The 13045-nt window shown below is 72.7% G+C and carries 12 protein-coding genes; 2 read left to right on the top strand and 10 right to left on the bottom strand.

Features of this window, described 5'->3' with window-relative positions:
• From TR49_RS45900 to TR49_RS30755, 4 genes are all read right to left on the bottom strand, one after another.
• A partial coding sequence (locus TR49_RS45900) for a hypothetical protein (RefSeq protein WP_236653596.1) occupies window positions 1–521 on the bottom strand: 521 nt, incomplete at its 3' end.
• Window positions 505–1008 (bottom strand): RNA polymerase sigma factor, encoded by a 504-nt coding sequence (locus TR49_RS30765; RefSeq protein ID WP_042387337.1) that lies wholly within the window; start codon window positions 1006–1008, stop codon window positions 505–507. The genes TR49_RS45900 and TR49_RS30765, both read right to left, overlap by 17 nt.
• Before the next feature lie 128 nt (window positions 1009–1136).
• A complete protein-coding gene (locus TR49_RS30760) occupies window positions 1137–1784 on the bottom strand; it encodes a class F sortase (RefSeq protein WP_042387336.1) in 648 nt (215 codons plus the stop codon).
• A gap of 12 nt (window positions 1785–1796) precedes the next feature.
• Window positions 1797–2186, bottom strand: a complete 390-nt coding sequence (locus TR49_RS30755; RefSeq protein WP_052434771.1) for a hypothetical protein — start codon at window positions 2184–2186, stop codon at window positions 1797–1799.
• A 209-nt stretch (window positions 2187–2395) separates the two neighbouring features.
• On the opposite strand from TR49_RS30755, the gene TR49_RS30750 reads away from it, so the two are divergent.
• Complete coding sequence (locus TR49_RS30750) at window positions 2396–2848, top strand: hypothetical protein (RefSeq protein WP_152627531.1); 453 nt, start codon at window positions 2396–2398, stop codon at window positions 2846–2848.
• 18 nt (window positions 2849–2866) lie between these two features.
• Here TR49_RS30750 and TR49_RS30745 read toward each other — a convergent pair whose 3' ends face one another.
• The 4 genes from TR49_RS30745 to TR49_RS30725 all read right to left on the bottom strand — a co-directional run bounded on the left by TR49_RS30745 (window position 2867) and on the right by TR49_RS30725 (window position 7842).
• On the bottom strand, window positions 2867–4432 hold the full coding sequence (locus TR49_RS30745; protein ID WP_042387334.1) for a hypothetical protein: 1566 nt from the start codon (window positions 4430–4432) through the stop codon (window positions 2867–2869).
• Window positions 4429–6390, bottom strand: coding sequence for a WD40 repeat domain-containing protein (locus tag TR49_RS30740; RefSeq protein WP_084725611.1), 1962 nt, complete (start codon window positions 6388–6390; stop codon window positions 4429–4431). The genes TR49_RS30745 and TR49_RS30740 overlap by 4 nt, the downstream gene beginning before the upstream one ends.
• A 31-nt stretch (window positions 6391–6421) precedes the next feature.
• On the bottom strand, window positions 6422–6628 hold the full coding sequence (locus tag TR49_RS30735; RefSeq protein WP_042387333.1) for a hypothetical protein: 207 nt from the start codon (window positions 6626–6628) through the stop codon (window positions 6422–6424).
• A 620-nt stretch (window positions 6629–7248) separates the two neighbouring features.
• A complete protein-coding gene (locus TR49_RS30725; RefSeq protein ID WP_042387331.1) occupies window positions 7249–7842 on the bottom strand; it encodes an SUKH-4 family immunity protein in 594 nt (197 codons plus the stop codon).
• Window positions 7843–8248: 406 nt separating this feature from the next.
• On the opposite strand from TR49_RS30725, the gene TR49_RS30720 reads away from it, so the two are divergent.
• Complete coding sequence (locus TR49_RS30720; protein WP_042387330.1) at window positions 8249–8704, top strand: SPW repeat protein; 456 nt, start codon at window positions 8249–8251, stop codon at window positions 8702–8704.
• Window positions 8705–8746: 42 nt separating this feature from the next.
• Here the strand turns inward: TR49_RS30720 and TR49_RS30715 are convergent, their stop codons facing one another.
• Window positions 8747–10273 carry an ATP-binding cassette domain-containing protein gene (locus TR49_RS30715; RefSeq protein ID WP_042387328.1) on the bottom strand — a complete coding sequence of 509 codons (1527 nt, stop codon included), beginning with the start codon at window positions 10271–10273 and terminating at the stop codon, window positions 8747–8749.
• Window positions 10270–12951 (bottom strand): class III lanthionine synthetase LanKC, encoded by a 2682-nt coding sequence (gene lanKC / locus TR49_RS30710; protein ID WP_042387327.1) that lies wholly within the window; start codon window positions 12949–12951, stop codon window positions 10270–10272. Before lanKC ends, TR49_RS30715 begins: the two co-directional genes overlap by 4 nt.
• Window positions 12952–13045: the final 94 nt, after the last annotated feature.

The raw sequence follows: 13045 nt of genomic DNA, 5'->3' as shown, positions 1-13045 counted from the left end.
GGGGGTGGGGGCGGGGGGGGCGCGGCGGGGGGGCGGCGCGGCCCCCCGCCTGTGCCCGCCCCCGAGCCCGCCCCCGCGGACGGCGTACGTGTGGCGCTGGTCGCCGGTGGTGACGGCGTCGCCGACGCGGCGGAGGGCACCGCGGACGGCCCGGTGGAAGAGGGCGACGCCGACGGGCGGATCGACGGACGCGCCGACGGAGTGGCCCGCGGCGTGGCCGTCGCCGAGGGCGTCGGCGTCCCCGCGTGCGTCGTCGAGGTCGAGGGAGCGAGCGGCACCACGGGCACCGGCCTGGACGGGGCGGTGGTCAACAGCACCGGGCCCGCGACCGCGGCGGCCACGGCGAGCCCGAACCCGGCCCCGGCCGCGACGCGCAGGCGCCGACGCCGTGTGTACGTGCGCAGCGAGCGCTCGAACGCCTCGGGCGGCGGTGCCAGTCGCAGTGCCTCGGGGCGCAGCAGCACCACGAGCTCGTCGTCGGCCCGGTCGGCGTCGTCGCCACCGTCAATGGGTGTGATCAAGGTGTCCCCCGAGTCTCGCGCGCAGGAGCTCCCGGGCCGCGTGCAGATCGGCCCTGACCGTACCTTCCTTGCGTCCCATCTGCAGCGCGACCTCTCTGATCGGCAGATCCGCGTAGTAGTACAGCAGGACGGGCGTGCGCAGCCGTTCCGGCAGCGACTGCACGAGCAGCCGGACCGGCACGACGGACTCCGCGCGCTCGCCCTGGTGGAGCGCGTCCAACGCGGCCTGCGCGGTGACGTGGCGCATGGCCCGGCGTTCCCGCTCCAGCCTGCGCCACTGGTCGCGCACCAGGTTGGCCGCCGTGACGTACAGGAAGCCGCGCGGCTCCTCCACGGAGGACCAGCGCGCCCAGAGGCGTGCGAAGGCCTCCGAGGCGATCTCGTGGGCGGTGTCGTCGTCGTCCACCAGACGACGGCACCACCCGGCGAGGCTCGGGTAGAGGACGGCGAACAGCTCGGACGCTGCGCACTTCTCGGACCGTTTCAACGCTCTCCATGGCTGACCGGACCATCCGGACGTCTACTCGGGACGTCCTGCCGGACACTTCTTGCGGGACTGGCTGCGGGACTGGCTTGCGGCGGCCTTCCGGCGGCGCGGAGCCGCCGGACCGCCGGCTACCCCGCGGTGGACACCAGGGAGGCGTAGACCACGACGTTGTCGAGGTATCCGCCTCCGGTACGGCTGCGTGGGCCGCCGCAGGTGATCAGACGCAGCTCAGGGCGGTCGACGTTCCCGTAGACGGCACGGGTGGGGAACTGCGCCTTGGCGACGGTCTGCACCCGGTCGACCGCGAACACGGCGGAGGCGCCGTCCTGCAGCCGTGCGGTGATGCGGTCGCCCGGCCTGAGCCGCGACAGGTGCAGGAAGACCCCGTCCCCGTAGCGGCCCACCGTGACGTGCGCCAGGATCACCGAGGGCCCGGTCTGGCCGGGCGTCGCTGAACCCCGGTACCAGCCGGCCGGAGCGTTCGCCGCGATCGGCGGCACCTGGACGGTGCCGTCCGACGCCAGGCCGAGCTGCATGACCGCCGTGTCCACGCCGATGCTGGGGATCAGCAGGCGTACGGGCGTCGACCGCGCGATCGGCCGTGGAGCTCCGGCCCCGGCCGCCTGGCCGGGGGCCGCCGACGGGCTGTCAGGGCCGGTGCCGCCCACGGTGGCCGACCAGGCGGGCGCGGCAGCGGGGGGCGCCCCGGCTCCCCCGCACGCCGAAGTGAGCGCCGCCGAAGCCAGCACCGCAGCCGTCAGCGCGGCCGCACGCATCCGTCGCAAGGCTCAGCCCCGGGCCTTGGCCCGACGGCGCAGCACCAACGTGCCGGCCCCGGCGACCAGCACGGCGCCGCCCAGTCCCGCGCCTATGGCCGCGCCGTCGCCACCGTTCCCGGCCGTGACCGGGGCGACCCCGGTGTCCGGGGCGCCGACGGGCACGGCCCCGACCTGCGTCGGCACCGCGGACGGCGTCGCAGTCGCCCCCGAGCCGGAACCGGCCGACGGCGTCGCGGACGGCACCGCGCTGGGCTCGGACGAGCCGGAGCCACTGGACGGCGTGGCGGACGGCATCGCACTCGGCGTCGCGGTGCCGGAGCCCCCGGCGGCGAGGGCGGGCCCCGCTCCGGCCAGCACGGCGGCGAAGGTCAGGGCGACGGCAGCAACAGTCGTACGCATCAACAGCTTCTTTCTGTTCGGTCCGCCGGGCTCCCCGAGGGGCACACCAGCGGGTTGCGTTCCAGATCGGCCGAAGAGACGACGCAGCTGGGGGTCCTGCTGTAAAGAAATGGCAAAGTTCGTGGATGACCGCGATCCGGCGCGAGGGCCGACGACGTGACCGTCGAACTGATTGCCCGTCAGGTCGCGGGCAACTACTCTGACCACCTGTGGAGCACAGTGCAGCAACGCTCGCCCCCTCACCGGCTCAGGCCGGCTGGAACCGTGGGCGCGCCCGCGCAACGGCGGCCCTCTGCCTGACGGCCGCCGCCGTGATCGTGGCGTACTGGGCGGTGTGGTTCACCGATCGGCCGCTCCTGGCCAGCTCGACCACACGCGGCTACCTCGACTTCGAGGACGCCTTCCCGCTCGCCGACGCCTGGTTGACGGCCGCCCTGCTGCTGGCCGCGGCCGCCTGCCTGAGCGACCGCGCGGCCGCCGCCCGGCTCTGGCTCACCGTCGCGGCCGGCAGCGGTGTCTACCTGTTCAGCATGGACGTCCTCTACGACCTCGAACACCGCATCTGGTTCACCGGCGGCGGCGCGGGCGTCGTCGAGGCCGTGATCAACGTGCTCACCCTGGCGATGAGCCTGCTCCTGTGGCGTCTCTCGCCCCGGCGCTGAGCCGGGGCGCGGGGATCCTCACCGGGCCCCGGACGGCCCCCGGCCCTCCTCCTCGTCCAGCTCCTTCTCGATCAGGTCGATGCAGGACCGGATGCGGGCCGTGTACCACGCGTCCCCCGGGTGCTCCGCCCGGACCACGGCCTCCAGCCCGTGAAGGAGACGGAGGGCCTCATACCCGTACCCGTCCACCCAGCCCAGCCGACCCGCCGCGTCGACCCGCCGCCAGCTCTCCAGGGCGGGATCCTCGGCCACCCGGATCAGCAGCGCGGCGCCGGCGTCCCGGTGGCCGTCGAACTCCGCCACCGTCTCGGCTGCGCGGATCCGCAGGTGGTGCTCGACGGTAGTGTCGAGGGCGAGGCCGGTCAGGAGGGCCAGTCCGGCCTGGTGGTGACCGTCCGCCAGTGCCAGGGTCCTGCCCGCCCCCGTCCGCTCCCGGGCGTCAAGTGTGCTGTCGTGGGCGAGCTCGGTCAGGAGTGCCGCACCGCGCGCCTGGCACCCGTCCGCTTCGAACAGTCTCCGGGCCGCGTCCAGGCGCTGACTGCCCTTCAGGGGTGTGCCGCGGACGAGGCGGCACACGAGGTCCGCGCCGGCCTCCCGATGCTCGTCCGGTTCGAGCAGCGCCAGGGCCGCCTGTAACTGGCAGTGCCCGTCGTGCAGGGTGGGATCGGTGGCGAGGCGGACCAGCAGTGTGGCACCCAGGTCGCGGAAGTCGTCCATGCGCGCGAGGGCTTGGGCTGCGCGCACGCGGCCCGCGTCCTCGGCGAAGGCGCGCTTCTGCACCTTGAGCCGCCGCTGGCCGGACCACCACCATCGCTTGGCCGGCATGGCCGTGGGGGTCTCGGCGAGGCGAACCAGACGGGCGGTTCCGGCCTCCGTGTGCCCGTCCCTGGCGGCGAGGGCGATGGCCGCCCACACCCGCCAGTCGTGCATGCGCGCGTCGTCGGCGAGCCTGGCCAGGAGAGCGACGCCGGCCTCCCGATGCGTGTCCAGGTCGGCCAACGCCTTGGCCGCGCTGAGGCGGTCGTTGTCGCCGAGGGCCGCGTTCTCGGCGAACCGGGTCAGCAGGGCGACCCCCTGCTCGCGGTACTCGACCATCCCCGCCAGTGCCGCCGCCGCAGTCCGGCGCTGATAGCTGTTGAGTGAGATGTCCCGGGCGAACCGGCTGAGCAGAGCGGCCCCGGCCTCTCGATGCCCGTCCACGGCGGACAGGGCCACGGCCGCGCCGAGACGGGCGTAGGCGTCCTCGTCCCCGTCGAGCCGGAACCGATCCGGCAGCCGCCATCGCGATCTCGGCCACTCCCCGGTGACGTCGTCGGCGAAGTGCGCCAGACGCGCGGCGCCGTTCTCGCTGTGCCCTGCCACCCGGGCCAGCACCTCGGCCGCTCTCACCCGGTCGTAGCCGGAGAGCGAGGTGTCGTCGGCGAGGTGGGCCAGCAGAGCGGCACCGGCATCCCGGTGCCCGTCCCAGAGGGAAAGAGTCTCGGCCGCGGACACGCGGTCACCCGCGTCAAGGCTGCGGTCCTCGGCGAACCGGGCCAACGAGGCAGGGTCGTCCGGCCGCGAGTCCTCCGTGGGGGCGCTCATGATCGCAGGGGGAGCGGGAGTCGGAGCACACCGCCGTCGTGTCCGACGAGCAGGTCGGAACCGGTGGCGGCCAGACAGGTGACCGCCACGTCCAGGGCCAGGTGCTGGACCGTGCCCGTCTCCGGTTCCCAGACGCGCAGGCTGCGTCCGTTGCCGGTGACCAGGACGGGGCGCCGGTCCGGCAGCGTGGTGGCGGTCATGGCGGTCAGGAGGCCGCCGGAGGCGTCCGGGGGCAGGCCCTCACCGACCGGGTCGCCGGTGGCGGGATCCCACAGCACGATCACCCCACGGCGGTCCCCGGTGGCCAGCAGGGCACGGTCGTGCGCAGACACGGTCGCCACCAGGGTCACCCGGTGCCGGAGGTCCTCACGTGCCCGCTTGCTGAGCGGGACCGCTGCACCCCGCTCCCACGGGTCCTCGACGGCCGGATCCCAGATCTGAACGTCACCTTGTGTGTCCGAGGCCGCGATCAGCGTGTGGCCGGGAGCGACCGGTATCGCGGCGATCGACTCGATCGGGCGACCGGAGGGGTTGAGACGCGCGACGGACTCGCCCGTCCGTGGGTCCCGCAACCGCACCGCGCCTCGCGGAGTGGCGGTGACGAGGAGGGTACGGCCGTCCGGCAGAGTCGCGGCGCACATGCCGTTCACAGCACCGAGCCAGTTGGCTACGGGTGCACAGACCTGCTGCGCTGTGAACGGGCTCCACAGCGCAACCGCTCCGTCCTCGTGTCCGATCGCCAACAGGGCTTCTCCCTCGGGGAGCCGAAGGGCCGTCATGGACCGGACCGGGGCACGGTGTGCCGCAAGCGGGTCGTGAGCAGGGCGGCCGTCGGCCGCGTCCCACAGGAACACCGTGCCGGTGTCCCCGGCGGCGGCCACCAGTGTCGGCCGTCCGGGACACGACACCACCGCGAGCGCGTTCACACCCTCGTCGACACCGGACATGGGGGCGGAGAGAACAGCCGCTTCTGTCGCTGTCCCCCTCGTCGGCCTCATCGGCTTCGTCGGCTTCGAGCTGCCGCCCGTGCGTCGCGTCGGCCCACCCTCCTTCAGGGGGCGCGCACCATCCGGGTCCTCCGCCAGGCAGTCGGCGATCGCCCAGACCTGCTCGCAGTCCGGGCAACGGAAGCCTCCCGTCAGCAGCATCAGCTTCCGGGCCCGCTCCCTCCCGGCCCAGTCCGGGGTGCCCTTGACCGCCACCATGGCCGCGACGAGGCACACGACGGCCTGACCCGGCGTCCCGGCGGGCACACCGGCCGCCGCGACCGCCCGCGCCACGCGCACGAAGGGCTCCCACCCCTCGCCGAGTGCCCCCTCCTGCAACGCCTCGGCGACCTCGCCCCAGACGTGCTCGCCCCGACGCGCGTCCATGGGATCAGGCAGTCCCGGCGCCTCGAAGGGCGGACGGATCGGGTCCACGAAGAAGTCGGTGATCTCCTGCTCGGACTCGCAGCCGGGGCAGCACAGCACGAGGTCGTCTTCCTCGGTACCGAGCCGCTGCCACAGCAACGTTCCGATGTGGTGGCCCGCGAGGGCCACACAGGAGAGCCCGAGGTCCGCGCAGAGCGCGGCAGGTGTCCCGGCGGCGAGGTAGCCCCGCACCGCCGCCTGCTCGGCCGACCGAACGGCGGCCTGGAAACCCGCTTCGAGGTCGGCGGGGACCGGGGCCGCGGGCTCCGCGGTCACCATGAACCCGAGGTCCGCCCACAGGTCCGCGAACTGCCCGGGCGCGGCCGCCGCCGCCTCGACGAGGTGCGGCAGGACCGCAAAGGCTCCGCTGAACAGGGTCTCCTGCTGCAACAGACCGTCGAGAAGCCGACTCCAGGGCTCCCTCCAGTCGTCCCCGGCGCCGGTGGCGACCGTGGACGCCACCGCCTGCAGAACCTCCTTCACCTCCTCGACCGACACACCGTCGAGGTCGCCCCAACGGGGGCTGTCCAGAGGCAGTTTCGCCATCACGCAGTGAGCTCTCAATCAACGGTGACGTTCAGAGGATGTGGGCCGGCGCAGTCAGTTGCCGACTGCACAGCTGGTCGGCGACGGTTGCCGCCGCCCGGGGCACGATCGGCTCCAGGACGTCCAGGACGACGGCCCAGCCGTCCAGGACCACGGCTTGCGCGGCAAGCCTGCGGGCCTGCGGCAGCGGCGACAGTTCCACGAGCGAGGCCGGCGCGCGGGCCCGCGTCGCCGGCATCGGCCGCGGCCTGCACCAGGGCCAGCAGGGCGTCGCCCCCTCCATGCCTGCCGCTGGTCGCATACGCCAGCTCGACCGCCCACGCGAGGCGACCGGTCCGGGCGAGCGACGCCAGAAGCCAGAGGGAGAATCCACGGCCGCCTTCTTCGGACGCCGCCACCCGCAGCAGGGCCAGCAGGCAGGGTTCGTGACCGCCGCGCACGACGCCGCTTCCTGCACGACCGTCCGGGGCCGGTCCGCGACGTCGCTCCGAAGCCGGCAGCAGACCGAACTCCTCCGCCCATCGGACCAGCCTCTGCTGCTCCCCCGGGCCACCCCGTACGTGAAGCCTCACCCCAGCCACGCGCCCCTCCCCCGGACCATCCCGCAACGCTATCCGCGCAGGGCGAGCCTGCACATCCGTGGAATTGCGGAGTTCGAGAGCCCTGACGACCCGTCCGAGGAGCAAGCCGTCGGGCTTGCCGTCCGCTGCGCGGCCGAGCGCGAGCGCAGTCGGTGACGCAGGACATCGGCGCGGACGCTCGCGTCGTCCTCCTCCATCAGGGTGGGCCCCGCCTCGGCCCAGCCCTCGGCGAGTGGCCCGTTGGCCGTCGATTCGAACAGCGACGTCTCGGGCATCGCTACCGCGACTCGCGGGGGAACAATCCGCCGGCGAAGGAGTCGAGGTAGCCGGTCCAGAAGCCGTCGGAGTGCGCGAAGGGGGCGGGGTCGACAGCCGTCATCTCCTCCTTGATCTCCCGGGCCGCCCGGGAGTAGAGCGGCAGCGCGTCCGCGTAGCCGAGCGCGGGGTCGGGTGACTTCGTCTCGATCAGCAGCAGCAGCTTCGCGAACGACGAGACGTCGGCGTTGAGCTGCTCGACGTCCTCGTCCCCGTCCTCGTCGCCCCGGGGCGCGAAGACCGCACCGTCGCTTCGGCGCACGTACACCGAGGCGTCCTGCAGACAGCCCAGCGAGGCGAGCTGCCCGAGCGACGACGTCTCGATCAACACCGAGGTGTCCTCGTCGTCGACCACGAAGTCCTCCGGCGTCGACGCCACGGCCAGCGACGCGTCCATCTCGAACAGGCCGCTGCACCTGGGCACCCCCACCTCGCTGAGAAAGGCCACGGCGTCGGCACGGCCGATCACCTGCTCGGCGACGGACCGGTCGGCCAGCACGACCTGTTCCGGCGGCAGCAGGGAGGCGAGGTCGTCCGAGGTCAGCGGGAAGAGCACGAATTCTCCTGGTGGGGACCGCCGAGGCGCCGGTTCTCGCATGGTGGCGTCGTCAGGAAAAGCTACACGTCTGGCGTTCCGCCCTGGACGCACTCCGGCGCCGAACTCCGCTGCGGGCATGGCAGCATGAGGGCGCCGTCGGGAGCGGGCGCACCTGCCCAGCCGATGGGACACCGCTCTCTTCGAGCTGTGCTCCGAGCTCACCGCGGCAGCAGCCCGCCCCCGCGTCCTCATTCACCCGTTCGGCGGTACCCAGGACGGGCGGGAGCGGGACCTCGCCGCACTGCTGCGGGGTCGCGGGCCTTCGCCGGGCGTGGTGATCGGCGGCGGGCGACAATCCAAGTACACATGCCGCTGCCAGATGCCGCTGCAAGCAGCGCCCCGTCTCCGAACCGGAGGGGTTGCCATGGCGCTTGTGACCTCAACCAGCACACGTGACGTCGTCCCCCTGAAGCGGGCCGTCCCACCCCGGCACCTGTGGTGGGCGGACCTGCGGGAGGCCGTCGGCTACCCACTGCTCCTCATCGCCCTGTTCCTGTTCTCGACGCCCGCGCTGCTCGACTACCCGATGACCTACCAGGCCCAGGAGGCCCACCTCAACGAGATCATGGTCGGGATCGTGGTCTTCTTCAACGGCCTCGCCCGCCTGGTTCGCACGCCCACCCGGGTCAGCGACGTCGTCGTCGGCCTGTCGGGACTGTGGCTGGTGATCGCGCCATTCGCCGTGGGCTACTCCCACTACTCCGAAGCCGGCCGGGCAGCCGTCGCCGACTGGGTGGCCGGGGGGATTCTGGTCCTGCTGGCCGTCTGCAGCGCGGTCTCCCTGACGATCTCCGAGCGGGCCGCCCCGAGCAGGGAGTGAGCGCGACAGCGTGCCCGCCCGGTGACCCGCCCGTGCGGGCCGTCAGGGGGCCGGGGCCACGGCCGCCCGCCCGAGGGTCACCACGCGGTCGAAACTGTCGTCGAGATGCTCGTCGCCGTGGTGGACGACCAGGAGGCCGCGGCCCGCCGTCCGCTCCTTCAGCGTGCGGAGCACCAGGTCCCTGCCGTGCTCGTCGAGGTTCGCGAAGGGCTCGTCGGCGAGGTAGAGGTCGGCGTCCTCGCACAGCAGGGCGGCGATCCCGACCCGCTGCCGCTGGCCGGAGGACAGTTCCGAGGGGAGCTGCTCCCCGAGGCCGATGAGGCCCAGCGCGGTGCGCAGCCGCTCGTCGGCGACCAGGTCACGCACCGGCAGCGGGGGCAGGTGGACGGGCGCGGTCAGGCTCGCCACCCTGCCCGGCAGCGAGACCAGGCCCGCGTCGGGGGCCAGTGTCCCGGCGAGGACGTGCAGGAGCGTGGTCTTGCCGCAGCCGTTCGGGCCCCGCAGCAGGACGTGCTCGCCGGCGCCCAGTTCGAAGTCGTCGATCGCCACGGCGGCGTCCTCGCCGTAGGCGACCCGGGCGCCGCGGACCATCACCGCGGGTGCCTCGTCGTGGTAGCGGGCCGTCCGGGAGCCGCTCAGGGTCTGGATCCGCCGCAGCACGGCGTTGCTCCGGCGGGCCAGCGGAATCAGGTTGATCAGGTCGAAGATCCCGGTGACGGCCCGCCACAGCGTGTTCACGAACGCGAGGAAGCTGCCGAAGGTCATCCGCCCGGCGAAGACGAAGTACGCGCCGGTGACCATCGACACCGTGTCCGAGAGGTTCATCACGAGGTCGCTCAGCGTGCTCTGGCGCTGGGCGAGCCGGTAGTTGACGAAGGTGATGCCGAGGTAGCGGCTCAGCGCCTCGCGGTTCGCCGCCCGGGTGCCGGGCAGCAGCAGCTTCAGGCCGCGCAGCGCGTGGAAGGCCTCCAGGGTGCGGGTGAGCCGGTTGATGTACTGGGCTTCGGCCTCCCGTTCGGGCTCGGTGTTGTCCTCGATCAGCCGGGCGATGGCGTTGCTGACCACCACCAGCGGCGGCACGATGACGAGCAGGATGAGGCTGGCCTGCCAGGACAGGTAGAGCAGCACCCCGAGGAAGCCGACCGACGAGACCGCCTGCTTGGCGATCCGGACGCACACGTCGATGGCCGGCAGCACGCCCTCGTAGACGTCGTTGTGGACCCGGCTGACGTAGGACGCGTTGCCGGCCTCGGACAGCTGCCGGCCGTCCATGCCGAGCGCGCGGTCCAGCAGCTCCAGTTCGAGTTCGACCACCAGCGCGTTCTCGAACCGCTTGCGCTCGCAGGAGATCCAGTAGCCGAGGCCGTTGAGGATCAGGCCGAGCAGCAGGTAGCCGCCGCCGAGAAGGAGGAACCGACGGAAGTTCCCGGCCAGGATCGCCTGGTCGAACAGCGCCTTGAGCAGCAGGGGGTGCAGCACGGCCTCGGCTCCGCCGGAGACCGTGACGACGGCGACGATCAGGCCGAAGCGGGCCCGGTGCCCGCGCAGGATGTGCCACAGGTCCTTCACCGCGCCACCTCGTCCAGCAGGAAGTCGGCCGTGCCGCCGTGGTTGGCGCGGTGCAGCACCCTGAGCACACCGGCGGAGCCGGTCAGGTAGTCGGTCGAGCAGCGCAGCAGCCCCTCGCCGGGCACGCCCAGCGGCGCCACCCCGTCGCGGCGCGGCATCCCGAAGCGCTCGGCCGGTTCGAACAGGAAGACCTTCCGGACGTGGTCGAGCTGCCGTAGGGCGGTGGTCCGGTACGAGCCGTCGCCGGTGAACGCGGCGGCGTCCAGCATGGCCTCCGCGATCCCGGACATGCCGAACCCGTAGGCGGGGAGCACCGACTGGCCGATGTCCACGGCGCGCAGGACGTGCCGCGCGGCGTCGAGGTCGCCGTAGCGCAGCAGCACCTGGGCGACGCCCGCCGAACCCACCTCGACGTACGGCTCCATCGTCCCGTCGTGGTCGAACATCACGAGACCGTCGTCGTCCACGGGCGCGGCGTGGTCCATCTCCCAGGCCAGTGCGCCGCGTCCGAGCCGCAGGTACCGCTCGTCGCCGGTGACCTGGTGCATCCGCAGCAGGAACAGGGCGACGCCCGCCTGGCCGAAGCCGAGCCCGGTCAGCGGCCGCTCGGTGGAGAACCCGTTCAGCCAGAAGACGTGCCGGCCCTCCCACTGGGCGGAGTCGCACAGCGCCCGCGCGCACCGGGTGGCCGCGGCCAGGTCGCTCCCTTCGCCACTGCGGAGGTGGAAGCGCAGGTTGGTCATCCCCAGCCCGGCGAGGCCGTAGTAGAAGGTGTGGTCGCCGGCCTCCGGCCCGCGTCGGTTGGCCAGGGCCAGCAACTCGCGGGCCTGATCGTGGAATCCGAGCGCGTCGGTGGTCCAGGCGATGCCGGCCAGTCCGTTCATCAGGCCGTCCGGGTACCGGGCGGGGTCGATGTCGGCGAGTCGGCGGCGCAGCCACTGCCGCCACTCGGGACGGATCGGGACGCCGGAGGCGTCCAGGGCCCACAGGACGCCGCTCGCGCCGAAGCCGAGGCTCAGCGGGTTCGTGACGTGCGCGAAGGGGTCCGTGGGGAAGAGCGTGTCCCGGTCGGTGTCGGCGGCGGCCTCGACGAAGGCGGCCACACCGCTCTCGGCCTCGGCCAGTCCGAGCGCCGACTCGACGACCGGCCGACGCGTCACCTCCTCGACCTGGCCGACGAGTTCGTCCTCCCGCTCCAGCACACGGAGAACCTCGGGGAGCGTGGTCCTGGCCTGGGACAGGTCTGTCAGGAGGTCGTGGATCAGCGGGGGCCAGCCCAGGGCGTCGGTGAAGATCCGGAAGAGGCCGAGGACGTCCGGCCGCAGGTAGGACATCGCCGCGATCGGGAAGACGAAGTAGGCCATGGTGTTGGCCAGGGCGTGCAGGTCGTCCCGCGGTTCGGGCGGTCCGGAGCGGGTGCGGGAGTGGCTGAAGCCGGGGGTGTACAACTCGACCGGCTTCGCCAGGTGGGCGTCGACCGCCTCGGGGCCGGCCAGTCGGCACGCCTCCAGGTCGATGACGGTGACGTGGTAGGTGTCCGGGTCGACGAGCAGGTTCGACGGGGAGAGGTCGCCGAGGACGACGTTGCGCTCGTGGGCCGCCCGGACGGCGCGGGCGAGGCCGCGGAAGACGGCGAGGTAGATGCGCAGGAACGCGCGCGACCCGTCGGCGGTGATCGCGGGGCGGGCCAGCGGGTTGCGCTCCAGCAGCACCGATCGGATGTCGGTGCCCTCCACGTGCTCCTGGACGATGAAGTGGTGCTCCCACTGGCGGAACTCGGCGATCGGCGCGGCGAAGGAACCCGTTCCGGCCAGGCGGTTAAGGAAGGTCCACTCGCGGGCGAGGACGTCCAGGGCGTCGTGGTCCTGGCGCGGGTTGGGGTTGGTGTACGGGCGGGCCTCCTTGACGACGACCTTGCGGTCGCTGTCGTAAGTGTCCTCGGCGGCGTACACCCCGCCGGAGTTGGAGAACTGGATGGCGTCCGTCACCCGGAACCTGCCGCCGAGCAGATCTCCGTCGTCGGCTTCGTCCTCGGGCTTCCAGTCGGTGAACGGCCAGGCCTGCCAGGACGGCTGGGCGAACCCGGGCCGCCGGTCATCGGTGATCGGACCGTCCGGACCGGTGATCGTCGGCACCTGCCGGCCGAGGACGTCGAGGGTGTGGGTGCGCTGGAACTGCCCATACCGGAAGTAGAGGGACTTGCAGTCCCGGTACCTCAGGTCGGACAGGACGTAGGGGCCCTCGGATCCGTCCAGGACGACGGCGAGTTCAGCCAACACGGCGCGGAAGTCGTCCTCGTCGCGTGGGTAGACGGTCACCAGCTTGCCGCCGCTGCCACGTGCCATGCCCTTGGAGTTGAGCATCTCGAAGATGTTCAGGTCGAGCGCGATCTTGAAGTCGGTGCCGCGCGCGGTCAGATGCCCGACGACCGCCGCAGCCACCTCGCGTACGTTGCGGTGGTTCGCCGAGACGTGGATCTTCCAGCCCTGCGCCGGCAGGTCCGGGTCGTGCCGGTGACTCCACCAGATGCCGCTGCGGACGAACCGAGCCCGCTGCCGTTCGTCGAGCGAGGCGAGGAAGTGGTCGGGCCTCGGCTCGTAGTAGACGTCGAGCGGGTCGAAGAACAGCGTGTCGTTCCAGGTGTAGAGGAATCGGTGGACCCATCGTTCGTCGCGCATGTCCGCCTCTGTGTGGTCGTCCGAGTGCTGCCGCGGGGGCGGTCGGTGAGACGGGAGGGCCCGTGCGGGAGTGCGTCGCACTCCCGCACGGGCC

The sequence above is a fragment of the Streptacidiphilus melanogenes genome (genome assembly GCF_000787835.1).
Taxonomy (GTDB): Bacteria; Actinomycetota; Actinomycetes; order Streptomycetales; family Streptomycetaceae; genus Streptacidiphilus; species Streptacidiphilus melanogenes.
Note: the sequence above shows the minus strand (reverse complement) of the source record. Positions and strands in the feature narration are given on the sequence as shown.